The sequence below is a fragment of the Mycobacterium lehmannii genome (genome assembly GCF_001499925.1).
GTDB lineage: Bacteria > Actinomycetota > Actinomycetes > Mycobacteriales > Mycobacteriaceae > Mycobacterium > Mycobacterium lehmannii.
Window position 1 is genome coordinate 58,995 of record NZ_LQIR01000006.1, and the last position, 22,745, is coordinate 81,739.

25 protein-coding genes are annotated in these 22,745 nt (G+C 68.0%); 13 read left to right on the forward strand and 12 right to left on the reverse strand.

The genetic code is table 11. The features are described from left to right. Nucleotides 1-891, reverse strand: coding sequence for a dTDP-4-dehydrorhamnose reductase (gene rfbD, locus AU192_RS05425; RefSeq protein WP_064394767.1), 891 nt, complete (start codon nucleotides 889-891; stop codon nucleotides 1-3). A 67-nt stretch (nucleotides 892-958) separates the two neighbouring features. Here rfbD and AU192_RS05430 point away from each other — a divergent pair, with 67 nt between their 5' ends. The 3 genes from AU192_RS05430 (at nucleotide 959) to AU192_RS05440 (ending at nucleotide 4,665) form a co-directional block, all read left to right on the forward strand. Then, complete coding sequence (locus AU192_RS05430) at nucleotides 959-2,425, forward strand: LCP family protein (protein ID WP_064394768.1); 1,467 nt, start codon at nucleotides 959-961, stop codon at nucleotides 2,423-2,425. 11 nt (nucleotides 2,426-2,436) lie between these two features. Beyond that, nucleotides 2,437-3,165 carry a TIGR03089 family protein gene (locus AU192_RS05435; protein ID WP_120275441.1) on the forward strand — a complete coding sequence of 243 codons (729 nt, stop codon included), beginning with the start codon at nucleotides 2,437-2,439 and terminating at the stop codon, nucleotides 3,163-3,165. 66 nt (nucleotides 3,166-3,231) lie between these two features. Next, nucleotides 3,232-4,665 carry a multicopper oxidase family protein gene (locus AU192_RS05440; RefSeq protein WP_064394770.1) on the forward strand — a complete coding sequence of 478 codons (1,434 nt, stop codon included), beginning with the start codon at nucleotides 3,232-3,234 and terminating at the stop codon, nucleotides 4,663-4,665. Nucleotides 4,666-4,672: 7 nt separating this feature from the next. Here the strand turns inward: AU192_RS05440 and AU192_RS05445 are convergent, their stop codons facing one another. The 3 genes from AU192_RS05445 to AU192_RS05455 are packed head-to-tail and all read right to left on the reverse strand — an operon-like array spanning nucleotide 4,673 to nucleotide 7,613. Then, nucleotides 4,673-5,836, reverse strand: coding sequence for an acyl-CoA dehydrogenase (locus tag AU192_RS05445; protein ID WP_064394771.1), 1,164 nt, complete (start codon nucleotides 5,834-5,836; stop codon nucleotides 4,673-4,675). Nucleotides 5,837-5,887: 51 nt separating this feature from the next. Continuing rightward, nucleotides 5,888-6,400 (reverse strand): 5-(carboxyamino)imidazole ribonucleotide mutase, encoded by a 513-nt coding sequence (gene purE / locus AU192_RS05450; protein ID WP_082694051.1) that lies wholly within the window; start codon nucleotides 6,398-6,400, stop codon nucleotides 5,888-5,890. Beyond that, nucleotides 6,393-7,613 carry a 5-(carboxyamino)imidazole ribonucleotide synthase gene (locus tag AU192_RS05455; RefSeq protein WP_278183951.1) on the reverse strand — a complete coding sequence of 407 codons (1,221 nt, stop codon included), beginning with the start codon at nucleotides 7,611-7,613 and terminating at the stop codon, nucleotides 6,393-6,395. The genes purE and AU192_RS05455 overlap by 8 nt, the downstream gene beginning before the upstream one ends. A 103-nt stretch (nucleotides 7,614-7,716) precedes the next feature. On the opposite strand from AU192_RS05455, the gene AU192_RS05460 reads away from it, so the two are divergent. Then, nucleotides 7,717-8,394, forward strand: coding sequence for a GtrA family protein (locus AU192_RS05460; protein WP_064394773.1), 678 nt, complete (start codon nucleotides 7,717-7,719; stop codon nucleotides 8,392-8,394). Here the strand turns inward: AU192_RS05460 and AU192_RS05465 are convergent. Both AU192_RS05465 and AU192_RS05470 read right to left on the reverse strand, forming a co-directional pair. After that, entirely contained in the window at nucleotides 8,349-8,867 is a 519-nt protein-coding gene (locus tag AU192_RS05465; RefSeq protein ID WP_064394774.1) for a PH domain-containing protein, read from the reverse strand. The two genes, AU192_RS05460 and AU192_RS05465, sit on opposite strands and share 46 nt — an antisense overlap. 20 nt (nucleotides 8,868-8,887) lie before the next feature. Continuing rightward, on the reverse strand, nucleotides 8,888-9,694 hold the full coding sequence (locus AU192_RS05470; protein ID WP_064394775.1) for a biotin--[acetyl-CoA-carboxylase] ligase: 807 nt from the start codon (nucleotides 9,692-9,694) through the stop codon (nucleotides 8,888-8,890). 144 nt (nucleotides 9,695-9,838) lie between these two features. Here AU192_RS05470 and AU192_RS05475 point away from each other — a divergent pair, with 144 nt between their 5' ends. From AU192_RS05475 to AU192_RS05505, 7 genes are all read left to right on the forward strand, one after another. Further along, nucleotides 9,839-11,479: an acyl-CoA carboxylase subunit beta gene (locus AU192_RS05475; protein ID WP_064394776.1), complete on the forward strand. Its 1,641-nt coding sequence runs from the start codon at nucleotides 9,839-9,841 to the stop codon at nucleotides 11,477-11,479. A 50-nt stretch (nucleotides 11,480-11,529) separates the two neighbouring features. Next, nucleotides 11,530-11,790 carry an acyl-CoA carboxylase epsilon subunit gene (locus AU192_RS05480; RefSeq protein ID WP_064394777.1) on the forward strand — a complete coding sequence of 87 codons (261 nt, stop codon included), beginning with the start codon at nucleotides 11,530-11,532 and terminating at the stop codon, nucleotides 11,788-11,790. Continuing rightward, nucleotides 11,787-12,428 (forward strand): Maf family protein, encoded by a 642-nt coding sequence (locus AU192_RS05485; protein ID WP_064394778.1) that lies wholly within the window; start codon nucleotides 11,787-11,789, stop codon nucleotides 12,426-12,428. Before AU192_RS05480 ends, AU192_RS05485 begins: the two co-directional genes overlap by 4 nt. Before the next feature lie 37 nt (nucleotides 12,429-12,465). Continuing rightward, the gene (locus AU192_RS05490) at nucleotides 12,466-13,362 is read left to right on the forward strand and encodes a sulfurtransferase (protein ID WP_064394779.1); all 897 of its coding nucleotides are present in this window, start codon (nucleotides 12,466-12,468) and stop codon (nucleotides 13,360-13,362) included. Then, nucleotides 13,359-13,772, forward strand: coding sequence for a SufE family protein (locus AU192_RS05495; RefSeq protein ID WP_064394780.1), 414 nt, complete (start codon nucleotides 13,359-13,361; stop codon nucleotides 13,770-13,772). Before AU192_RS05490 ends, AU192_RS05495 begins: the two co-directional genes overlap by 4 nt. A 120-nt stretch (nucleotides 13,773-13,892) precedes the next feature. Next, entirely contained in the window at nucleotides 13,893-15,695 is a 1,803-nt protein-coding gene (locus AU192_RS05500; RefSeq protein WP_064394781.1) for an acetyl-CoA carboxylase biotin carboxylase subunit, read from the forward strand. 50 nt (nucleotides 15,696-15,745) lie between these two features. Further along, complete coding sequence (locus AU192_RS05505) at nucleotides 15,746-16,075, forward strand: hypothetical protein (protein ID WP_064394782.1); 330 nt, start codon at nucleotides 15,746-15,748, stop codon at nucleotides 16,073-16,075. A 27-nt stretch (nucleotides 16,076-16,102) separates the two neighbouring features. Here the strand turns inward: AU192_RS05505 and AU192_RS05510 are convergent, their stop codons facing one another. Then, nucleotides 16,103-16,639 (reverse strand): nucleotidyltransferase family protein, encoded by a 537-nt coding sequence (locus tag AU192_RS05510; RefSeq protein WP_064394783.1) that lies wholly within the window; start codon nucleotides 16,637-16,639, stop codon nucleotides 16,103-16,105. A 285-nt stretch (nucleotides 16,640-16,924) separates the two neighbouring features. Here AU192_RS05510 and AU192_RS05515 point away from each other — a divergent pair, with 285 nt between their 5' ends. Beyond that, on the forward strand, nucleotides 16,925-17,362 hold the full coding sequence (locus AU192_RS05515; RefSeq protein WP_064394813.1) for an STAS domain-containing protein: 438 nt from the start codon (nucleotides 16,925-16,927) through the stop codon (nucleotides 17,360-17,362). Here the strand turns inward: AU192_RS05515 and AU192_RS05520 are convergent. Continuing rightward, a complete protein-coding gene (locus tag AU192_RS05520) occupies nucleotides 17,333-18,055 on the reverse strand; it encodes an RNA polymerase sigma factor SigF (RefSeq protein ID WP_276019014.1) in 723 nt (240 codons plus the stop codon). The genes AU192_RS05515 and AU192_RS05520 overlap by 30 nt on opposite strands. Nucleotides 18,056-18,117: 62 nt before the next feature. Next, nucleotides 18,118-18,549, reverse strand: coding sequence for an ATP-binding protein (locus AU192_RS05525; protein WP_064394785.1), 432 nt, complete (start codon nucleotides 18,547-18,549; stop codon nucleotides 18,118-18,120). A gap of 256 nt (nucleotides 18,550-18,805) precedes the next feature. On the opposite strand from AU192_RS05525, the gene AU192_RS05530 reads away from it, so the two are divergent. After that, nucleotides 18,806-19,825 (forward strand): DNA topoisomerase IB, encoded by a 1,020-nt coding sequence (locus AU192_RS05530; protein ID WP_064394786.1) that lies wholly within the window; start codon nucleotides 18,806-18,808, stop codon nucleotides 19,823-19,825. Here the strand turns inward: AU192_RS05530 and AU192_RS05535 are convergent. The 3 genes from AU192_RS05535 to AU192_RS05545 are packed head-to-tail and all read right to left on the reverse strand — an operon-like array spanning nucleotide 19,819 to nucleotide 22,744. Beyond that, nucleotides 19,819-21,117, reverse strand: a complete 1,299-nt coding sequence (locus tag AU192_RS05535; RefSeq protein ID WP_064394787.1) for a UDP-glucose dehydrogenase family protein — start codon at nucleotides 21,115-21,117, stop codon at nucleotides 19,819-19,821. The genes AU192_RS05530 and AU192_RS05535 overlap by 7 nt on opposite strands. Further along, nucleotides 21,114-22,067, reverse strand: coding sequence for a glycosyltransferase family 9 protein (locus tag AU192_RS05540; protein ID WP_242656904.1), 954 nt, complete (start codon nucleotides 22,065-22,067; stop codon nucleotides 21,114-21,116). The genes AU192_RS05535 and AU192_RS05540 overlap by 4 nt, the downstream gene beginning before the upstream one ends. Further along, a complete protein-coding gene (locus AU192_RS05545) occupies nucleotides 22,058-22,744 on the reverse strand; it encodes an SDR family oxidoreductase (RefSeq protein ID WP_064394788.1) in 687 nt (228 codons plus the stop codon). The genes AU192_RS05540 and AU192_RS05545 overlap by 10 nt, the downstream gene beginning before the upstream one ends. Nucleotide 22,745: the final 1 nt, after the last annotated feature.

Consider the following 22,745-nt stretch of genomic DNA (forward strand, 5'->3'; position numbering starts at 1 on the left):
TCACGGCGTCGAGGGTATCGGGCCGCCACGCCCGTACCGCGACAGCGCATCCGCGAGCGCCTCGCGCCACGGTCGCAGCGGGGTGAGGCCGGCATCGGCGGACCGCCGGCCCGACAGCGCGGTGTACGTCGGACGCTGCGCGGGCCGTGGGTTTTCGGCGCCGGCGACGGGCCGCACCCGCCCGGGGTCTGCGCCGACGGCCTCGAAGATCGCGCGCGCCTGGTCGTAGCGGCTGGCCTCCCCGTCGTTGGCGGCGTGCAGCACCGGTGCGCTGATCGCGCCGTCGGCGATCTCCAGCAGCGCCGCGGCGAGGTCACCGGCGTAGGTCGGGGATGCGGTCTGGTCGGCCACCGCCTCGACCGTGTCGTCGCCGGCGGCCTTTCGGCGCATGGTCGCGGCGACGTCCGTACCGTCGCCGCCTTCGTACACCCACGACGTGCGCACGACGTGCGCGCCGGGCAGGGCGGCCAACACCGCCCGCTCCCCAGCGAGTTTGGTGCGGCCGTAGACGTTCACCGGCGCGGTCTCGTCGTCGATCTCATACGGGCGGCGCGCTGTGCCGGAGAACACGTAGTCGGTCGAGATGTGGATCAGGCGGGCGCCGACGGCCGCGCACGCCCGCGCGAGGTGAGCCGGTCCGTCGGCATTGACCGCGTGCGCACGGTCCTGTTCGGTCTCGGCCGCGTCCACGTTGGTGTACGCGGCGCAGTTGATCACCACGTCACTGGATTCGATGACACGCTGGGCGGCCGCCGCATTGGTGATGTCGAGCTCCGACGACGTCAGCGCCAGCACCTCGCGGCCCTGCTGGCGGGCCTGAGCTGCGAGAACCCGACCGACCATGCCGCCGGCACCGGGAATGACGATCCGGCCCGGCCCGCGAGAAGTCATGGTCACGAGTCTGGCACGCCGAGGCGCGCTACCCGCTTCGTGCCCGTCTCGCCAGTAGCCTGGGCTGATGCCCGGTCGAATGCTCCGTGTCATCGCCGTGTCCGCGGCCTTGGCGATCGTGGTCGGTACGGGCGTCGCGTGGGGCAAGATCCGCTCGTTCGAATCCGGCATCAACCACATCTCGTCGATCGCGCTGGGCGAGGGCGGCGAAGACGGCGCGATCGACATCTTGCTCGTCGGCATGGACAGCCGCACCGACGCGCACGGGAATCCTCTATCCCAGGAGGAACTGGCGACGCTGCGGGCGGGCGACGACGAAGCCACCAACACCGACACGATCATCTTGATCCGCGTCCCCAACAACGGAAAATCCGCGACCGCCATCTCGATCCCGCGCGACTCCTATGTCGAGGCACCGGGCATCGGCAAGATGAAGATCAACGGCGTATACGGCTCGGAACATCTCGAGAAGATGACCGAGCTCGTCGAGCAGAAGGGCGTGGACCCGGCCGAAGCCGAACCGCAGGCCAAGGAAGCCGGGCGCGAGGCCCTGATCAAGACGGTGGCCAACCTCACCGGCGTCACCGTCGACCACTACGCCGAGATCGGGCTGCTGGGCTTCGCGTTGATCACCGACGCCCTCGGTGGCGTCAACGTCTGTTTGAAAGAGCCCGTGTACGAACCCCTTTCGGGAGCCGACTTTCCTGCGGGCTGGCAGAAGCTCAACGGTCCGCAGGCGCTGAGCTTCGTCCGGCAGCGCCACGATCTGCCACGCGGCGACCTCGACCGGGTGACGCGCCAGCAGGCGGTGATGGCTTCCCTTGCGCACGAGGTGATCTCCGGTAAGACGCTGTCGAGTCCGGCCACCTTGAACCGGCTGCAGGACGCCGTGCAGCGCTCCGTCGTGCTCTCCGACGGATGGGACGTCATGCAATTCGCCGAGCACCTGCAGAAGCTGGCCGCGGGCAACGTCGCGTTCGCCACCATTCCGGTGCTGCAGGAGAACGGCTGGAGCGACGACGGGATGCAGAGCGTCGTGCGCGTGGACCCCAGTGAGGTCAAGAGCTGGATCGAAGGCCTGTTGCACGATCAGGGCGAAGGGAAGACCGAGGAGATCGCCTACACGCCCGACAAGACCACCGTCGAGGTGGTCAACGCCACCGAGGTCAACGGCCTGGCCGCCGCGGTGTCGCAGGTGCTGACCAACAAGGGGTTCACCCCCGGTGCGACGGGCAACCACGAGGGCGACCCGGTGGCCACCACCCAGGTTCGCGCCAACAAGGCCGATGACCTTGGCGCACAGGCTGTCTCGAAGGACCTGGGCGAGTTGGCGATCGTCGAGGACCCGTCGGTGGCCCCGGGGCACGTTCGCGTGGTGCTGGCCGACGACTACACCGGTCCGGGTTCGGGCCTGGACGGCAGCAACGTTCCGACGCTGACCACCGGTTCCGTGGCCGTCGGTTCGACCGAGACCGCTCCGCCCCCGTCGCCGATCCTGACCGCCGGATCCGACGACCCGGAGTGCGTCAACTAACGTCGACGAGCGTGACGACCGTCAGTGGGGCAATCCTCGACCCGCTCATGGCCTCGGACCCCGCAGGCCCCCGCATCACCTACTACGACGACGCAACCGGCGAACGCATCGAGTTGTCCACCGCCACGCTCGCGAACTGGGCCGCCAAGACCGCCAACCTGTTACGCGATGAGTTGGGCGCAAGCCGGTCGTCTCGCATCGCGGTCCTGCTGCCCGCACACTGGCAGAGCGCCGCCGTGTTCTTCGGTATCTGGTGGATCGGTGCCGAGGTGGTGCTCGGGGACGCTTCGGTGGACTCCGCCGACGTCGCGCTGTGCACCGCGGACCGGTTGGCCGAGGCCGACGAGGCCGTCGGGATGGGCAGCGGAATGGGTGAGGTCGCGGTGCTGTCGCTGGATCCGTTCGGCAAGCCCGCGGCCGATCTGCCGGTCGGTGTCACCGACTACGCCACCGCGGTGCGGGTACACGGCGACCAGATCTCACCGGAGCGCATGCCCGGCCCCGCGCTCAACGGCCGCGGCGTCGACGAGGTACTCGCCGCGGCCCGCCAGTCCGCCGCGGCACAGGGTTTCACCGCATCCGACCGGGTGCTGTCCAGCGCCGGATGGGATACCGCCGACGAGCTCGTCGACCACATGCTGGCCGTCTTCGCCGTCGGCGCCTCGCTCGTGCAGGTGGCCAATGCCGATGCCGCGCTGGCCGACCGCCGCAGGGCCACCGAGAAGGTCACCAAGGGCTGAGAAGTCGTTCCGGCGAAATGGGGCTTTCGCCGACGCTGAAGCCCCCGCAGTGCCACGCTGGAGGGCGTGATCGACCGGCGCGAATTCTTCGTGCTGTCGGCGGGCGTGGCGGCCGCCGTCGTGGGCGGCTGTTCGACGAAGACGCCCGAGCCGGCGTCGGCCGATCGGGCCTCGGGGCCGGGGTTCGACATCACGTTCACCCCTGCCGAAGTTGACGTCGACCTCGGCGGAGTCACCGTCCGCACCTGGGCGTACGGCGACCGGGTGCCCGGCCCGGAGATCCGGATCCGCAGAGGCGACAGGATGCGCGCACAACTGGACAACGGGTTGCCCGCCCCGACCACCATCCACTGGCACGGTCTGGCCATCCCCAACGCCATGGACGGCGTGCCCGTGTTGACGCAGCCCGCCGTGCCCGCGGGCCAGTCGTTCACCTACGACTTCGTCGTGCCCGACGCCGGGACGTACTGGTACCACTCCCATGAGGGCACCCAACTCGACCGCGGGCTTTACGGCCCGCTGATCATCGAAGACCCCGCCGACGGCGCCGACTACGACGACGAACTCGTCGTCGTGCTCGACGATTGGGTCGACGGCACCGGCCGCACCCCCGACCAGGTCCTTGCCGAACTGAACAAGGCGGGCATGCCGGCGATGCCGAACATCCCGGACGCCGGCATCACCCCGGCCACCCCGCTCGGCGACGACGGCGGCGACGTCACCTACCCCTACTACGTCATCAACGGACGGGTGACCGCCGATCCGCAGGTCGTCGATTATCGTGCCGGACAACGCATCCGGCTACGTGTTATCAACGCCGGTTCGGACACCGCGTTCCAGGTCGGCGTGCCCGGACACCCGCTGCGGGTGATCGCGACCGACGGGTTCCCGGTCGAGTCCAGGCAGGCCGATTCGGTCATCCTCGGGATGGGAGAACGGGCCGATGCGATCGTCACCCTGCAGGCGTCGGCGCCGGTCATCGCCGCTGCGTACCGCAAGGAGGGCTACGCGCGGCTCGACATGCGCGTCAACAACAAGGCAGGCACGGGCAATATCGACGACTACGTCGCGACGCTGCGGACTCAGCCTCCGCTCGACACCGCGACGCTGGCGGCCACACCCGAGGTGAACCTGCCCGACCGCGCCGCCCAGCAGGTCATCGACATGCGGTTGGCCGGTCCGGTCAACGGCTACAGCTGGACAATCAACGGAAAGCGCTACGACCCGCCCCGCGACGGATACGCGGTGACACGTGACCAACGCGTGCGCATCCGCTATGTCAACGAGTCGAAGATGTTCCACCCCATGCACTTACACGGCCACACGTTCCAGGTGATGGGGGCCGACGGCCCGCGGGCCCGCAAGGACACGGTGCTCGTCGCGCCACTGCGCACCGTCGACATCGACTTCGACACCGACAACCCCGGGCGGTGGATCACCCACTGCCACAACACGTATCACCTCGAAGCGGGGATGGCCACCTTCATCGAGTACATCTGAGCGAGGCCTATTTCAGCAGCGCGCGGGACATCACCACGCGCTGAATCTGGTTGGTGCCCTCGTAGATCTGGGTGATCTTGGCGTCGCGCATCATCCGCTCGACCGGGAAGTCGGTGGTGTAGCCGTAACCGCCGAACAGTTGGACCGCGTTCGTGGTGACCTCCATCGCGACATCGGAGGCCAAGCACTTCGACGCCGAGGAGATGAACCCGAGTTCGGACTCACCGCGTTCGGCCCTGGCGGCGGCGGAGTACACCGTCAACCGCGCGGCCTCGATCTTCATCGCCATGTCGGCGAGCATGAACTGCACCGCCTGGAAGTCGGCGATCGGCCTGCCGAACTGTTTGCGCTCCTTGACATATGCGATCGACGCGTCGAGCGCGCCCTGCGCGATGCCGACCGCCTGCGCACCGATCGTCGGCCGAGTGTGGTCCAAGGTGGCCAGCGCGGTCTTGAAACCGGTGCCCTCCTCGCCGATGATCCGGTCGGCGGGGATCCGGCAGTCCTCGAAGTACAACTCCGTGGTGGGCGATCCCTTGATGCCCATCTTCTTCTCCTTGGCGCCGATGGAGAAGCCGGGATCGTCGCGGTGCACGACGAACGCCGAGATGCCGTTGGCCTTCTTGTCGGGATCGGTCACCGCCATCACCGTGTACCACGTCGACTGGCCGCCGTTGGAGATCCAGCACTTGGCGCCGTTGAGCACCCACTCGTCGCCCTCACGGCGGGCCCTGGTGCGCATCGATGCGGCGTCGCTGCCGGCCTCACGCTCGGACAGCGCGTACGACGCGACGGCTTCACCGGCGGCGATCGACGGCAGCACCTGTTTCTTGAGTTCCTCGCTGCCGCGCAGCAACAGACCCATGGTGCCCAGCTTGTTGCAGATCGGGATCAGCGACGACGACGCGCACACCCGCGCGACCTCTTCGATCACGATGCACGCCGCGACCGAGTCGCCGCCCTGACCGCCGTACTCCTCGGGGATGTGGATGGCGGCCATCCCCGACGAGGTCAGCGCCGCCAGCGCCTCGTCGGTGTAGCGCGCCTTCTCGTCGACGTCGGCCGCGTGCGGGGCGATCTCCTTCTCGCAGAGGTCGCGCAGCACCGCACGCAGTTCGTTGTGCTCGTCGGAGAGCTGAAAGAGGTCGAATGACGGGTTGCCGATGGCCATGAAAAACTCCTTGCTACTCGCCGGTAACCCTACTCCCGCGGATCCGGCACCCTATTCGCCGAGGAGGCGGTCGCGCAGCGCCGCATCCTTCTGCAGCACCGTGTCGTGCAGGTCGGCTTGGAACTGTACGACCCGCTTGCGCAGCGCCGCATCCGCCGACCCGAGGATCCGCACCGCCAGCAAGCCCGCGTTGCGGGCGCCGCCGATCGACACCGTGGCCACCGGCACGCCTGCGGGCATCTGCGCGATCGACAGCAGCGAGTCCAAGCCGTCGAGCTTGGCCAGCGGCACCGGCACGCCGATGACGGGCAGCGGGGTCGCCGAGGCCACCATGCCCGGCAGATGCGCCGCCCCGCCCGCCCCGGCGATGATCACCTCGATGCCGCGGTCCGCGGCGCTCTGGGCGTACTCGAGCATGCGGACCGGCGTGCGGTGTGCGGAGACCACGCCGACCTCGAAGGGCACATCGAACTCGGCAAGTGCGTGCGCGGCGTCCTCCATCACCGACCAGTCGCTGTCGCTGCCCATGATCAGGCCGACCCGCGGCGCAGCAGCACTACTCATGTGGATCCCATCCGTCCGTCCATTCCGCGTGCGACAACCAGTGTGCCGCTCTGGCCGCGCGTTCGCGCACATCGGCGACGAACGCGTCGTCGTCAAGAGAACCGGCGGGCGCGCCGAGAACGTTGACGTGACCGATCTTTCGGCCGGGCCGCTCGGCCTTGCCGTACAGATGCACCTTCGCGTCGGGCATCCTGGCGAACAGGTGGTGCAGCCGCTCGTCCATCGCCATCGCCGGTGCCTGTTGTGCGCCGAGCACATTGGCCATCACCGTGACCGGGACGACCTGTGCGGTGTCGCCGAGCGGATAGTCGAGGACCGCACGCAGGTGCTGTTCGAACTGGCTGGTCTGCGCGCCGTCCATGGTCCAGTGCCCGGAGTTGTGCGGGCGCATGGCGAGCTCGTTGACGAGCAGGGCGCCTTCGACGGTTTCGAACAACTCGACGGCCAGCACCCCGACGACTCCAAGTTCGGAGGCCAGCCGCAAGCCCAATTGCCCTGCCGCTGAGCGCAACTCGTCATCAAGGCCCGGTGCCGGTGCAATCACCTCGACGCAGATGCCGTCGCGCTGCACGGTTTCCACCACCGGCCACGCCGCGCCCTGCCCGAACGGCGAACGCGCGACCAGGGCCGCCAGTTCGCGCCGCATTGCGACCCTCTCCTCCACCATCACGTCCGCCCCGCCGTCCAGGTAGCGCTGAGCGGCCTCGCGCGCCTCGGCGAGGTCGCCGGCCAGCGTGACCCCACGGCCGTCGTAACCGCCGCGCACCGTCTTGACCACGACGGGACCTTCGATCCGTGCGGCGAACGCGTCGATGTCGGACAGGTCGTCGACCGCCGCGAACCGCGGCACCGGCGCGCCGAGCGCCTCGAGCCTGCGGCGCATCACCAGCTTGTCCTGGGCGTGGATCAGCGCCGACGGCGGAGGAGCCACGTTGACACCGTCGGCCAGCAGCTTTTCCAGCAGTTCGGCGGGCACGTGCTCGTGGTCGAAGGTCAGCGCGTCGGCGCCGGAGGCGGCACGGCGCAACGCGTCGAGATCGGTGTGTGTGCCCAACACCACATCCGGGCTCACCTGCGCGGCCGGGTCGCCGGCGTCCACGGCGAGGACGCGCAGCGTCTGGCCGAGCGCGATCGCGGCCTGATGGGTCATCCTGGCAAGCTGACCACCGCCGACCATGGCCACCACCGGCGGCCCTTTGGGGTTCTGTGACACGTCTTCATGGTGTCATGACCACGGCGCCGGGTCGGTTCCGATGCACCGGCTGCGACCTGCATGAGTACACGTAGAGTGCGGTATTTCCGTACACTGCCCTGTTGTGTCCTTTACCGATGCGACGATCGCACGGCTGCCCCGCCCGGTACGGCCGTACTTCGAGCGGCATCATGAACTGATCAAGTTCGCGATCGTCGGCGCGACGACGTTCCTCATCGACACATCGGTCTTTTACACGCTCAAGCTGACGGTGCTCGAGCCCAAGCCGGTCACGGCGAAGATCATCGCGGGCATCGTCGCGGTGATCGCGTCCTACATCCTCAACCGCGAGTGGAGCTTCCGCGACCGCGGCGGCCGCGAGCGTCATCACGAGGCGCTGCTGTTCTTCGGCGTCAGCGGGGTCGGCGTGCTGTTGAGCATGGCCCCGCTGTGGATCTCCAGCTACGTGCTGATGCTGCGGGTGCCCGAAGTCAGCCTGACCGTGGAGAACATCGCCGACTTCATCTCGGCCTACATCATCGGCAACCTGCTGCAGATGGCGTTCCGGTTCTGGGCGTTCCGGCGCTGGGTGTTCCCCGACGAATTCGGCCGCAACCCGGACCGGGCGATGGAGTCGCTTACCGCGGGCGGGCTCGCCGAACTCCTCGAGGACCACCACGAAGGGGTCACCGCCGAGCACGCCGAAGGCAACGTCACCCCGCTGCGCCGCCCCGGCCGACGCGCCCGCGGCGCCGCTCAGCTCGGCGACTCCTCCGAGCCCAGGGTGTCGAAGACCTCGTGATACAGCAGCGAGTGGACCCGCTCCACTCGCGGGATGTCGTCGAACGCGATCGGGTCTTGGGCCGCTGACTCGATGATCAATGTGCCGGTCCGCAACATGCGGTCCAGCAATCCGTGGCGGAACTCGACGCTGTTGATCCGCGCCAGCGGGATGTCGATTCCCGACCGGGTCAGCACCCCGTGCCGGAACATCACCCGGCGGTCGGTGATCACGAAGTGCGTCGTCCACCAACTCAGGAACGGCCAGATCGTCAGCCACCCGATGATCACCAGCCAGATCGCGCCGATCACGATCAGCACGACGTTGCGGGCGGTCTGATCCCACTCCATGGTGTTGACATATCCGGCGCCGAACGCGGCCAGCGCGGTCACCAGCAGCAATACCAGGACCGGCCCGATCAGCCGCTTCCAATGCGGATGGCGGTGCAAGACCACCTGCTCGTCCGAGGCGAGCACATTGTCGGGATAACCCATGCGATGACCTTAGAGCGAAATCACTGGTCGGGCCGCAGATGGACGATGTCGCCTGCGGAGACGATCACCGACCGGCCGTCGGCATCGATGACCAGCCGACCCTGCTCGTCGACGTCTCGCGCCACGCCGACGACCTGCTGATCGCCGGGCAGCAGCGCGCGGACCCGCCGGCCCAGCGTGAGGCTGCGGGCGCGATAGTCGGCGGCAAGGCCGGCGTCGGCGCCCGCTGCCCGAGCCCACGATTCGACGCGGTTGCCCAGCTCGTGCAGCAGGCGTACGACCAGGCGTTGCCGGTCGGGTACCGGGACACCGAGGTCCACCAGCGAGGTGGTCCCCTCGACGCCGACGTCCTCACCGCGCAGCGAGACGTTGAGCCCGACGCCGAGCACGACGGCCTGTTGACCGCCCGCGACCTCGGCCAGGATTCCGGCCAACTTGCCGCCTCCGGCGAGTACGTCGTTGGGCCACTTCAGGCCGGCCGTGACACCGGTGTCGGCGACCGCGTCGACGACGGCCACGCCGGTCGCCAGCGGCAGCCAGCCCCAGGCGGAGCTGGGCACCCCGGTCCCGTCGAGGCCCACCGACATCGTGATCTGCGCGAACGGCACCGCCGACCAGCTGCGGCCCCGGCGGCCACGGCCCGCGGTCTGGTTCTCGGCGATCAGCACCGCGCCGGCGATGTCCTCGCCGCCCCCGGCACGTGCGATCAAGTCGGCGTTGGTCGACCCGGTCTCGGCCACCACGTCGATGCGCCGCCACGCGCGCGAACCGGCGAACACCTGCTCGCGCAGCGCCTCGACGTCGAGCGGAGCCGGGTGCGCGGTCATCGGAATCGAACTCCCATCTCCAAGACGCGTTCGGCCCTCACTACTACCACCGACGGGTCGGCGCGCGGTGCGCGAGGCGTCCTTAAGGGGACCTTAAGGACGCGCCGTCGGTCGCGCGCCGGTCGTTCGTTAGCATCGACCACCATGACCTCCGTTCAGAAGCCGTCGGTCGAGCCGTCAGGCGAACACGAGATCGACATCCACACCACCGCGGGCAAGCTGGCCGATCTACGCAGGCGCGCCGAGGAGACCTTGCACCCGGTCGGCGAGGAAGCGATCGAGAAGACACACGCCAAGGGCAAGCTCACCGCTCGTGAACGCATCCTGGCGCTGCTCGACGAGGGCTCGTTCGTCGAACTGGACGCGTTGGCCCGCCACCGCAGCACCAACTTCGGGATGGAGGCCAACCGCCCGCTCGGCGACGGCGTGGTGACCGGTTACGGCACCATCGACGGCCGCGAAGTGTGCATCTTCAGCCAGGACGCGACGGTCTTCGGCGGCAGCCTCGGCGAGGTGTACGGCGAGAAGATCGTCAAGGTGCAGGAATTGGCGATCAAGACCGGCAGGCCGTTGATCGGCATCAACGACGGTGCGGGCGCGCGCATCCAAGAGGGCGTGGTCTCACTTGGCTTGTACAGCAACATCTTCCATAACAACATCCTGGCCTCCGGCGTGATCCCGCAGATCTCGCTGATCATGGGCGCAGCGGCGGGCGGCCACGTGTACTCCCCCGCGCTGACCGACTTCGTGATCATGGTCGACCAGACCAGCCAGATGTTCATCACCGGACCCGACGTCATCAAGACCGTCACCGGTGAAGAGGTGACGATGGAGGAACTCGGCGGCGCGCACACCCACATGTCGAAGTCGGGGCTGGCGCACTACGTGGCCTCCGGCGAGCAGGACGCGTTCGACTATGTGCGCGAACTGCTCTCGTACCTGCCGAGCAACAACTACGCCGACCCGCCGCGCTACCCGGAGGCGGTTCCCGAGGGGCCGATCGAGGACAACCTCACCGACGAGGACATCGAGCTGGACACGCTGATTCCGGACTCCCCGAACCAGCCTTACGACATGCACGAGGTCATCACCCGCATTCTCGACGAGGACGAGTTCCTCGAGGTGCAGGCCGGTTACGCGCAGAACATCATCGTCGGGTTCGGCCGCATCGAGGGTCGCCCGGTCGGCATCGTGGCCAACCAGCCGACACAGTTCGCAGGCTGCCTGGACATCAACGCCTCGGAGAAGGCGGCGCGGTTCATCCGGACCTGCGACTGCTTCAACGTCCCGATCGTGATGCTGGTCGACGTGCCGGGCTTCTTGCCGGGTACCGGCCAGGAGTACAACGGCATCATCCGGCGCGGGGCCAAGCTGCTCTATGCCTACGGGGAGGCCACCGTCGCCAAGATCACCGTGATCACCCGCAAGGCCTACGGCGGCGCCTACTGCGTCATGGGGTCCAAGGAGATGGGCGCCGACGTGAACGTCGCCTGGCCGACCGCGCAGATCGCGGTGATGGGCGCTTCCGGCGCCGTCGGCTTCGTGTACCGCAGCAAGCTCAAGGAGGCGGCCAAGAACGGCGAGGACGTCGACGCGCTGCGTCTGGAGCTGCAGCAGGAGTACGAGGACACCCTGGTCAACCCGTACATCGCGGCCGAACGCGGCTACGTCGACGCGGTGATCCCGCCGTCGCACACGCGCGGTTACGTCGCGAACGCGCTGCGGTTGCTGGAACGCAAGATCACGCAGATTCCGCCCAAGAAGCACGGGAACATTCCCCTGTGAGCGGGGCGAACAATTCAACGCCTGTGAGCGTGGCGAACGATTCAGCAGGAGTGAGCGACGTGGAGGGCGACGTGACGGACACCGCCGCGCAGCAGGATCACGAGGCGCACATCCAGGTCGTCAGGGGCGAGCCGAGCACCGACGAGCTCGCCGCGCTGATCGCGGTGCTGGCCGCAGCGTCGAGCGTGCCGTCCGAACCGCGCGAGCAGGAAGAGAACCTCTGGGGTCATCCCGTCGACCGGCTGCGGTACACGCCCTTCAGCTGGCAGCGGGTGACGCTCGTGGAACGGGCACACATGCGCCGTCGATGACGCGCGTCGTCCTCGCCTCGGCGTCCCCCGGTCGTCGAAAAGTCCTGCGGCAGGCCGGAATCGATCCGCTGATCGTGGTGTCCGGCGTCGACGAGGACGCCGTCGTCGCCGGGCTCGACGACGCGGCCACACCCGCGCAGGTGACGGTCGCCCTCGCCACGGCCAAAGCCGACGCCGTGGTCGCCGAACTCGATGCGGCGGTCGGTGCCGACTGCGTCGTGATCGGCTGCGATTCGATGCTGTTCCGCGACGGGACATTGGCGGGCAAACCCGCCTCTGCCGAGGCCGCACTCGCCGGCTGGCAGCAGATGGCCGGCTCCTCCGGTCGGCTCCACACGGGTCACTGCATGATCCGCTTGCAGGACAACGGCATTGTGTGCCGGCTGGCCGAAGCCGAGGCCACCACCGTGCACTTCGCGGTGCCGTCGAGGGCCGATCTCGAGGCCTACGTCGCCAGCGGCGAGCCGACGGCGGTGGCGGGCGGCTTCACCCTCGACGGTTTGGGCGGCTGGTTCATCGAGGGCGTGGACGGCGACCCGTCATCGGTGATCGGCATCGGACTGCCCCTGGTCCGCGGCATGTTCGAGCGCGCCGGGCTGTCGCTGGCCGACCTCTGGCGCGATAACCCGGTCACCTGACCCCACGGGGCACGCCTGCCTCGGTAGGCTCGGGTTCGTGCCTCTACCTGCCGATCCAGACCCTGCCCTGCAGTCATACGCCCATCCCGAACGCCTGGTCACCGCCGATTGGTTGTCGGCCAACCTGGGCAGGCCGGGACTGGCCATCGTGGAGTCCGACGAGGACGTGCTGCTCTACGACACCGGTCACATACCGGGTGCGGTCAAGATCGACTGGCACACCGACCTAAACGACCCGCACGTGCGCGACTACATCACCGGCGAACAGTTCGCCGACCTGATGAACCGCAAGGGCATCGCCCGCGACGACACCGTGGTGATCTACGGCGACAAGAGCAACTGGTGGGCGGCATATGCCCTCTGGGTGTTCACGCTGTTCGGCCACCCGGACGTCCGGCTCCTCAACGGGGGCCGCGACCTGTGGATCTCCGACGGCCGGGAAACCACGCTCGACGTGCCGAGCAAGACCAGCACCGGCTACCCCGTCGTGGAGCGCGACGACGCGCCGATCCGCGCGTTCAAGGAGGACGTTCTCGACGCGCTCGGAAAGGCGCCTCTGATCGACGTCCGCTCGCCGCAGGAGTACACCGGGGAACGCACCCACATGCCCGACTACCCCGAGGAGGGCGCGCTCCGGGGCGGCCACATACCGACCGCTCGGTCGATTCCGTGGGCCAAGGCTGCTGACGACAGTGGCCGGTTCCGCAGCCGTGCCGAGCTCGAGGATTTGTACGGCTTTTTGACCCCCGACGACGAGACGATCGTCTACTGCCGCATCGGTGAGCGTTCGAGCCACACCTGGTTCGTGCTGACCCACCTGCTGGGGCTGCCCGGCGTCCGCAATTACGACGGTTCGTGGACCGAATGGGGCAACGCCGTCCGGGTGCCGGTCACCGCCGGGCCCGAACCAGGGGAGGTGCCGGGCTCCTCATGAGGGCAATGCCGGCCGCGCTGGCGGAGGTGGTGACGGACTTCAAGGAGGTGCAGGGTCAGGACAAGCTGCAACTGCTCCTGGAGTTCGCCAACGAGTTGCCTCCGCTGCCCGCCGACCTCGAAGAGACCGCGATGGAACCGGTGCCCGAATGCCAATCACCGCTGTTCCTCCACGTCGACGCCGACAATCGCGAGCATGTCCGGCTGTACTTCAGCGCGCCCGCCGAAGCGCCGACGACGCGTGGGTTCGCCGCCATCCTGGCCGCGGGGCTCGATGATCTCTCCGCCGACGAGATCCTGGCCGTGCCCGACGACTTCTACTCCGAACTGGGGCTCGCCGCCCTGATCAGCCCGCTGCGGTTGCGCGGGATGTCGGCGATGCTGGCCCGCATCAAGAAGCGGCTGCGCTGAGGGGTGCCTCTCGGTTACTCGCGGGTAAGGGACCGGCTCGCCGAGACCTCAGCAGGGCCGCATAAACTCCCTCCGTTACATTCTTAAAGACGTTTCTTAGACATGCCACCAGGAGGCGCAGTGCCCAGTCACGCCAGCTCGAAGATCTCCAAGGTGCTGGTCGCCAACCGCGGGGAGATCGCGGTCCGGGTGATCAGGGCCGCTAAGGACGCCGGGCTGCAGAGCGTGGCGGTGTACGCCGAACCCGACGCCGACGCTCCTCACGTACGCCTCGCCGACGAGGCCTTCGCCCTGGGCGGGCAGACCTCGGCGGAGTCGTACCTGGTGTTCGAGAAGCTGCTCGACGCCGCCGAGAAGTCCGGTGCCAACGCGATTCACCCGGGCTACGGATTCCTCTCCGAGAACGCTGATTTCGCGCAGGCGGTCCTCGACGCCGGCCTGATCTGGATCGGGCCCAGCCCGCAGTCGATCCGCGACCTCGGTGACAAGGTGACCGCCCGCCACATCGCCGCGCGCGCCCAGGCGCCGCTGGTTCCGGGCACCTCGGATCCGGTCAAGGACGCCGACGAGGTCGTCGCGTTCGCCAAGGAGTACGGCGTCCCGGTCGCGATCAAGGCCGCGTTCGGCGGAGGCGGCCGCGGCATGAAGGTGGCCCGCACCATCGAAGAGATCCCTGAGCTGTACGACTCGGCGGTCCGCGAGGCCGTCGCGGCGTTCGGCCGCGGTGAGTGCTTCGTCGAGCGCTACCTCGATAAGCCCCGCCACGTCGAGGCTCAGGTGATCGCCGATCAGCACGGCAACGTCGTCGTCGCAGGCACCCGTGACTGCTCGCTGCAGCGCCGCTTCCAGAAGCTGGTCGAGGAGGCGCCCGCGCCGTTCCTGACCGACGCTCAGCGCAAGGAGATTCACGAGTCGGCCAAGCGCATCTGCAAGGAGGCCGGCTACTACGGCGCAGGCACCGTCGAGTACCTCGTCGCCCAGGACGGGCTGATCTCGTTCCTCGAGGTGAACACCCGTCTGCAGGTCGAGCATCCGGTGACCGAGGAGACCTCGGGCATCGACCTGGTGCGCCAGCAGTTCCGCATCGCCAACGGCGAACCGCTCGACATCACCGAGGACCCGACGCCTCGCGGCCATTCCATCGAGTTCCGCATCAACGGCGAGGACGCCGGACGCGGCTTCTTGCCCGCCCCCGGCCCGGTCACCACGTTCGTGCCGCCTACCGGCCCCGGTGTGCGCCTGGATTCCGGTGTCGAGAGCGGTTCGGTCATCGGCGGCCAGTTCGACTCGATGCTGGCCAAGCTGATCGTCACCGGCGCCAACCGCCAAGAGGCCCTCGAGCGGTCCCGTCGCGCGCTGGACGAGTTCACCGTCGAAGGCCTGGCCACGGTCATCCCGTTCCACCGGGCGGTCGTGTCCGATCCCGCGTTCATCGGCGACGACAACGGCTTCACCGTGCACACCCGCTGGATCGAAACCGAGTGGGACAACACGATCGAGCCGTTCACCGGCGGCGATCCGATCGAAGAAGAGGACACGGTCCCGCGGCAGACCGTGGTCGTCGAGGTCGGCGGCCGCCGGCTGGAGGTGTCGCTGCCCGGCGATCTCGCGCTGGGTGGCGGCGGCGGTGCGGGCGGCGCCGGTTCCAATGTCGTGCGGAAGAAGCCGAAGGCCCGCAAGCGTGGCGGTGGCGGCGGAGCGGCGGCCTCCGGCGACGCCGTGACCGCGCCGATGCAGGGCACCGTGGTCAAGGTCGCTGTCGAGGAGGGCCAGGAGGTCTCCGCCGGTGACCTCGTCGTGGTGCTCGAGGCGATGAAGATGGAGAACCCGGTCACCGCGCACAAGGACGGCACGATCACCGGCTTGGCGGTCGAGCCCGGCGCGGCGATCACCCAGGGCACCGTCCTCGCCGAGATCAAGTGATTTCGGTGCGCAACCGATCGCGCAGCGAGCGTTAGCGCACCGAAATCGCCATGGAGCCCGTCGAAATCAACGCCGGCGCATGGTATTTGCGCGCGCCGCGCGATGACGAGCTGATCGACGACGCCCCCGCGCTCGCCGAGATGGGTGAGACCGATCCCGGTTACATCGCTCGTTGCCGCGCGCAGTGGTTGTCCGACACCGCATACACCTGGGCGGTGTGTGAACCGACCACCGGCGAGATGCTGGCCGAGATCAGGATCGACCCGCAGGCCGCGGTGGTGCACACGCGATTTCGCGACGGCTACGCCGATGCGGCCGCGATCGCCGAGCACTCCGTACGCCGCTTCGCGACGGCGATGCTGGGCCTCACGGTCACCTGATTGCCGGCTCGCCGGCGTGACCTGACATCACCTGACGTCGATGTCGCGACCCGTCGCCAGATCGGCACAATCGACCGCAACGACGTCGTCGCGCGCTGCCAGAAACGAGCGCGCGCCCTCGTCGCCGTGGACCTCTTCGAGCAGCGCGGCCCAGTGCCTGCGCGCGATCACCACGGGGTGGCCAGGCGATTGCCCGTAGCGTGCGCGCGCGATACCCGACTCCGACGCCACCGCCGCGTCCACCACCCGACCCACGACGTCCGCTCCGACATCGGGTGTGTCGACGGTGTGCAGCACGGCGTAATCGGCCTCGACCGCCGAGAGCCCGGCCCGCAGCGATGCCGACAACCCGTCCGCCCAGGCCTCGGCGAACACAGCGCGCGCAGGCCGGGGAACCTCGACCACCGCCGCACCCAGCACCACCACCACATCGCCACATCCGCCGTCCCTCAAGGCGTTGACCGCGGCTCTGAGCCATTCACCTTGAGCTGCAAGCACTTTGGGCATCCCATAGCGGGTGCCCGCGCCTGCGGCCAGCACCACACCGGTGACCTTCAGCGTCATCGCGCACCCACTCTCCGATGTGACTCTAGTTTCGTCAAATTTGTCATGAAGTCAGGGGTTTTGACCGCTGTGACCAGCGGTTACGGCGGCGGTCTTGATAGCGATTGTGCATGGTCAGTTAGCAGCGTAGGGTTCAGTCCAGGTTGAGTTCACAGCCGAGCTGGAACGTCATCGACGTGCAAGGGCAGAACTCCCCGCCTCTGCTGCGACGGCTTTGAATACGCAGGGCCCAAATTTTTGACGTGAACCACAGTACGAATGAGACATTCACTGATGGAGTCACACATGTCTAATCCCGATTTATCAGTCGCTGTACAAGCGCAGTCCGACGAGACTCGCGACTGCCACACCGCGCACTTCGTGACCCGCCGGGTGCAGCCGGACACCGCGATCGTCAGCGCCCACGGTGAGATCGACGCCGCGAACTCCCAGGAGTTCGTCGACTACGCGATGCGCCACGCCACAGAGCTCGAGCGCATCGTCGTCGACCTGTCGGGCGTCGAATTCTTCGGCACCGCAGGGTTCTCCGCGCTGCACACGCTCAACGTGCGCACCGCAGGCGAGAAGATCGAGTGGGCGCTGTTGCCGAGTGCATCGGTCAGCCGCTTGTTGCGGATCTGCGATCCTGATGCTGCATTGCCCGTCTGCGACAGCATCGAGACAGCGCTCGCGGATGGCAAGAGCACCAAGCCCCTACTGCAACTGGTCCCGGAGTCGAGTTAGGGATTTCGCGAGCAGACGCGACACGTGCATCTGCGAGATACCAACGCGCTCAGCGATTTGCGTCTGGGTGAGTGACTCGAAGAAGCGCAGCAGCAACACGGTGCGTTCGCGTTCGGGCAGCGCAGCGAGCAAGGGCCGCAACGCTTCCCGGTTCTCGATCTGGTCAAGACCCAGGTCGACGTCGCCCAGTGTATCGGCGATCGCGGGGGCATCCTCGGTTCCGCTGCCGCCGCTGTCGATCGACAGAGTGTTGTAGGAGCTTCCGGCCACCAGGCCCTCGACGACCTCGTCGCGGTCCATGCCCAGCTCGGCCGCCAGCTCTGACGCGGTCGGGGCGCGGCCGAGGCGCTGCGACAACTCCGCGGTGGCGGCGCCGAGTCGCAGATGGAGCTCCTTGAGCCGCCGGGGCACCTTGACCGACCAACTGTTGTCGCGGAAGTGCCGTCGGACCTCGCCCATGATGGTGGGCACCGCGAACGAGACGAAGTCCGAGCCGGCCTCGACGTCGAAGCGGATCACCGCATTCACCAGCCCGACACGGGCGACCTGCACGAGATCCTCGCGTGGCTCACCGCGCCCGTCGAAGCGCCGCGCGATGTGGTCGGCCAACGGAAGGCAACGCTCGACGATGCGGTCGCGCTGCCGCTGGAACTTCGGCGAGTCCTCCGGCACGTTCTTCAGCTCGCGGAACATGTCGGCGACATCCGCGTACTCAGAGTTCGAACGCGACGACGAACCCTGTGACGTCGACGGCGTCACTGCAGCGTCGCTCGTCTCGTCGTCATGGAGATCCCGAACACCTGGGCGTTCTCGGGCCCCTGCCCGTTCTCGAAGGTCTTCACTTCATCGGTCAGCGAACTCAGCACGTGCCAGCTGAAGCTACCGGGCGCCAGGATGTCGGAACTCTTACACGTGGTGGACGCATCGATGACGACCGCGTCGTCGCGTGGGTCGATGACGAGCAGCAGTACGGAGTTGGGTACCGCGGATCGAATCAGCCTGGTGCAGGCCTCGTCGACCGCGAGACGCAGGTCGGCGACCGCATCGAAGTCCAGGTCTTCGAAGGTCGCCACCGCGGCGACCAGGGTGCGCAGCACCGCAAGGTTCTCGAGTTCGGCGGCGACCCGGAGTTCCACCGACCGCGCGCCGTGCCCGTGCCCATTGTTCTTGTTGGCGACGTCGGCCATTTGACCTCCCGGCAATGTCGAAGCGAGATTACCCCAGGTCGGATCCCACCTAACCACGAGTACTCCGGTGATCCCCGAACGACGACGTGTGCGGGACGCCGGCGCGGGTATTTATACGGTCATGGAGAAGTCCCCACCCCGAACGCGACCGAGCAAACGGTGAACACGACTGTGAGCAGCGGCGTTTTGACGGCGCGACAAAGTAAGACTTCTCCATGGTGGGGGTTCAATACCCCCCGGCATCCAGGGGCCAAACATGCGACTTCGCCGTAGCGTCGTCAGCGGCCCCGGCCTGCGGAGGGTGCGTCGCGGTCGCGGGTTCTCCTACGAACATCCCGACGGCACCCCGGTCACCGACGAGAAGACCCTGCAGCGCATCAAGGATCTGGTCATCCCGCCCGCCTGGAAGAAGGTGTGGATCTGTCCCTACCCCAATGGGCACATCCAGGCGGTGGGCACAGACGCCGCGGGCCGACGCCAGTACCTCTACCACCAGAGGTGGCAGGAGGAGCGCAACGAGGAGAAGTTCGACCGGGTCCTGGAGATGTCTGCCGCGCTGCCCGAGATGCGCAGGCGCATCGCGGCGGACTTGCGTAGCCGCGGCCTGCACCGCGACCGGGTGCTGGCACTCGCGCTGCACCTGGCCGATCTCGGCTTCTTCCGCTCGGGCTCGGAACAGTACGCCGAGGAAAACAACTCGTACGGCATCGCGACACTGCGCTGTGAACACGTGACGCTGCAGCGCAACGCGATCGAGTTCGACTTCCCCGCCAAGAGCGGGGTGCGACGAACGCTGCTGATCGACGATCCCGAAGCGGTCCGCTCGGTACGGGCTCTGTTGCGCCGCCCCGAACGCACCGAGCGGTTTCTGGTGTGCCGCAGCGGTTCGAGCTGGATCGACATCCACGCCGACGACCTGAACACACGGTTCAAGGAGCTCGTCGGGGATCGGTACACGGTCAAGGACCTGCGAACGTGGCACGGCACGGTGCTGGCCGCAGCGGCGTTCGTCGATGCCGACCCGCCGGTCAACAAGACTGTGATCAAGCGCGTCGAGTCCGCCGTGATGAAGGAGGTCGCCGAGGAACTCGGCAACACTCCCGCGGTGGCCCGAGGTTCCTACGTCGACCCGCGAGTCGTGCAGGCCTACGAGTCCGAGCTCACCATCGCCTCGGCCGCCCGCCGTGCCGCGAAGATGAAGACCCTGGCCGAACGGCAGGAGGTGCTCGACCGCGGCACGGCCCGGCTCATCCGCAAGGTCGCCAAAGGTCAGTAACCAGACGGGCTCCCGTTGCCCAGATAGGTCAGCCCGAAATCGGTGAGCAGCGCTGCATCGAGCAGGTTGCGGGTATCGACGACGACGGCTCCCGGCGCGTGCTCGGCGATCAGGGCCCAGTCCAGTTCGCGAAACTCCGGCCACTCGGTGAGCACCACGATGGCGTCGGCGTCTTTTGCCGCCAGATACGGATCGTCGACGGCGACGATCGACGACCCCCGCAACCGCGACTGATCCATCGCCGGGAGCCTCGGGTCGTATCCGGTGACCTGCGCCCCGGTCCGGCCCAGATCGGCGCAGATCGTCAGCGCCGGTGAATCACGCAGGTCACTGGTGCCGGCCTTGAACGTCAGACCCAGCGCGGTGATCCGGGCCCGGCCGAGCGGGGTGGCCATGGACCGGCCCAGCGTCGACGCGATTCGCGCGGACTGCGCGGCGTTCGTCGAGCGAGCCGATTCGACCTCGGGCAGGTCTACCCCCGCCACCCTGCCGGTGTGCAGCATGGCCGCGGTGTCCTTTGGCAGGCACGATCCGCCCCACCCCGGTCCCGGTTGCAGGAAGTGCGGGCCGATGCGCACGTCGGCGCCCATGCAGCGAGTGACGTCGGCGATCTCGGCACCCATTCGGGCGCACAGCGAGGCCAGCGAGTTGGCGTAGGAGATCTTCACCGCGAGAAAGGCATTGCTGGCGTACTTCGCCAACTCCGCGCTTTCCGGGCTCATCCGAAAAACCTGCGCGTGGTTTCCGTACACGCGCGACACCAAGTGGGCGGCTTCGTCGTCGTCGGCGCCGATCACGATGCGGTCCGGGTTACGGAAGTCGTAGACGGCGTGGCTCTCGCGGAGGAACTCTGGATTGGAGACCGCGCGAATCTCGGCGTGCCGCACCCGCTTTTCGGCCCGCCGGGTGGTGCCGACCGGAACCGTCGACTTGAGCACCAGGACCGAACCCGGTCGCAACACGGTGGCGAGCTGCTCGACCGCCGCGTCGACCGCCGACAGGTCCGCCGATCCGTTGGATCTGCTCGGCGTCGGCACGCAGATGAACACCACGTCGCAATCGGCCAGATCCGGATATTCGACGGTGAATTCGAGCGTCCCGGAGTCCAATCCGTAACGAAGCAGCTCGGCCAGCCCGGGCTCGTCCAGCAGGGGAACACCGTTGCGGAGTTTCTCGACGCGGCCGGCGTCGATGTCGACGCACACCGTGTGGTGACCACGTTCGGCCAGACACACCGCGGTCGTCAGGCCGACGTAGCCCGCGCCGATCACCCCGACTCGAATGGTGTTCATGCACAGTCCCTCAACAAACTCTCGGTGGCGTCGAGCACGCGACCGACTGTGATTAGCAGCAGGCCACGGTGCGGTCTGTCGGCGTGCGGATCGCCCTTGTCGCCGGCCCACACCGCGATGTGCGGACCCGCTCCCCGCGGACCCCACCGGTTCGGCGGTGTCGGACCGAACAGCAGCACCGACGGAGTGCCGCACGCGGTCGCAACGTGTCCTACGCCGGTGTCACCACAGATCAATAAGCGGCAATCGTGGATCAACGCGACGAGTTCGAGCAGTCCGAGAGTGCCTGCGAGCACGCTGGATCGGGGCAGCCCCGCGGCGTCGGCCACCGACCGGGCAAGGTCGACTTCGCTGTCGTCGCCTGTGATGACCACATCGTGGCCGCGGTTTCGCAGCGCGGCGGCGACCTGTCCGAAACGCTCCGGTGGCCAGCGCCGCGCGGCGTAGGCGGCGCCCGGATGGATCACCACCGCCGACGAGCGGTTCGGATAGCCGTCGGGCCGCGAGATCGCAAGATCCTGCGGATCACAGGTGATTCCGGCCCATTCGAGCAGCACGCACCAGCGGTCGACCTCGTGCATTTCGGCCCGCCACGGTGGGCCGTCGACCCCGGGATATGCGGGATGTCGGTGGGTGATCAGGGTTCGGGGGCGTATCGCAAGCAGATCGGCGATGCTATCGGGGCCGGAGCCGTGCAGGTTGACCGCGAGTGCGGGCGGGTCGCTGCGGGGACGCAGCCGGCCGAGGCCGGGTGTGGGGTCGAGCTCGTCGACCGCACCGGTGAGCATCACCAGATCGCGGTAGCGTTCCGGGGCTGCGAGCACGATGTGGGCGTCGGGGTGCGCCCGCCGCAGCCCACGCAGCGCCGGAATCCCGGTGAGCAGATCGCCGAGGCCCAGCGCGCGCAGCACCACGATGGTCTCCGGGATGGTCTCCGGGGTCACGGCCACGAAGACTCCGTGGACGCGCACACCACCAGCTCACGCACCTCGCACCCGGCCGGCTGAGACAGGACGAACACGACGGTGTCGGCAACGTGTTCGGGCTGGTTGAGCTTGGCGTCCGGCGGCGGCTTGTACTGCTCGTCGCGGCTGTCGAAGAACGCCGTGTGCATACCGCCCGGGATCAACGTCGTGACACCCACCTCCCCCGCCAGTTCCGCCGCCAACGCGCGGGAGAATCCGATGACCCCAAACTTGGAGGCGCAGTACGCGGTCGCGTCGCTGACGGCCTTGATCCCCAAAGTCGATGCGCACGTGACGATCCGGCCGCCGGTGTTCTTCAGGTACGGCAACGCCGAGCGGATCACCGCCGCGGTGCCCAGCAGGTTGACGTGGATGACGCGTTCCCAGTCCTTGACCGCGACATCGGCGAGCTTGCCGCACATGTCGGTGCCTCCGGCGGTGAACACGCCGTGGACCTGACCGCCGACGTGATCGGCCAGTTCGCGTACCGCCGCCTCCACCGCTTCGGTGTCGGCGAGATCGGCCCGCGCGAAGGCCACACCCGATTTCGGATCGTTGCGGTCGATCACCAGCGGCGTACCGCCCTGGCGCGCAACGGCTTCCACCGTAGCTGCGCCGAGGCCCGACGCGCCGCCGGTGATGATGATGTTACCCAGACCCATT

Excerpts from the sequence above, each read along its gene's own strand:
- AU192_RS05530 (WP_064394786.1), top strand. The coding sequence starts at position 18,806 with ATGCGACTTCGCCGTAGCGTCGTCAGCGGCCCCGGCCTGCGGAGGGTG.
- AU192_RS05445 (WP_064394771.1), bottom strand. The coding sequence starts at position 5,836 with ATGGCCATCGGCAACCCGTCATTCGACCTCTTTCAGCTCTCCGACGAG.
- purE (WP_082694051.1), bottom strand. The coding sequence starts at position 6,400 with ATGAGTAGTGCTGCTGCGCCGCGGGTCGGCCTGATCATGGGCAGCGAC.
- AU192_RS05485 (WP_064394778.1), top strand. The coding sequence starts at position 11,787 with ATGACGCGCGTCGTCCTCGCCTCGGCGTCCCCCGGTCGTCGAAAAGTC.
- AU192_RS05495 (WP_064394780.1), top strand. The coding sequence starts at position 13,359 with ATGAGGGCAATGCCGGCCGCGCTGGCGGAGGTGGTGACGGACTTCAAG.
- AU192_RS05520 (WP_276019014.1), bottom strand. The coding sequence starts at position 18,055 with ATGTTCCGCGAGCTGAAGAACGTGCCGGAGGACTCGCCGAAGTTCCAG.
- AU192_RS05535 (WP_064394787.1), bottom strand. The coding sequence starts at position 21,117 with ATGAACACCATTCGAGTCGGGGTGATCGGCGCGGGCTACGTCGGCCTG.
- AU192_RS05465 (WP_064394774.1), bottom strand. The coding sequence starts at position 8,867 with ATGGGTTATCCCGACAATGTGCTCGCCTCGGACGAGCAGGTGGTCTTG.
- AU192_RS05470 (WP_064394775.1), bottom strand. The coding sequence starts at position 9,694 with ATGACCGCGCACCCGGCTCCGCTCGACGTCGAGGCGCTGCGCGAGCAG.
- rfbD (WP_064394767.1), bottom strand. The coding sequence starts at position 891 with ATGACTTCTCGCGGGCCGGGCCGGATCGTCATTCCCGGTGCCGGCGGC.
- AU192_RS05430 (WP_064394768.1), top strand. The coding sequence starts at position 959 with ATGCCCGGTCGAATGCTCCGTGTCATCGCCGTGTCCGCGGCCTTGGCG.
- AU192_RS05475 (WP_064394776.1), top strand. The coding sequence starts at position 9,839 with ATGACCTCCGTTCAGAAGCCGTCGGTCGAGCCGTCAGGCGAACACGAG.
- AU192_RS05515 (WP_064394813.1), top strand. The coding sequence starts at position 16,925 with ATGTCTAATCCCGATTTATCAGTCGCTGTACAAGCGCAGTCCGACGAG.
- AU192_RS05545 (WP_064394788.1), bottom strand. The coding sequence starts at position 22,744 with ATGGGTCTGGGTAACATCATCATCACCGGCGGCGCGTCGGGCCTCGGC.
- AU192_RS05505 (WP_064394782.1), top strand. The coding sequence starts at position 15,746 with ATGGAGCCCGTCGAAATCAACGCCGGCGCATGGTATTTGCGCGCGCCG.
- AU192_RS05525 (WP_064394785.1), bottom strand. The coding sequence starts at position 18,549 with ATGGCCGACGTCGCCAACAAGAACAATGGGCACGGGCACGGCGCGCGG.
- AU192_RS05510 (WP_064394783.1), bottom strand. The coding sequence starts at position 16,639 with ATGACGCTGAAGGTCACCGGTGTGGTGCTGGCCGCAGGCGCGGGCACC.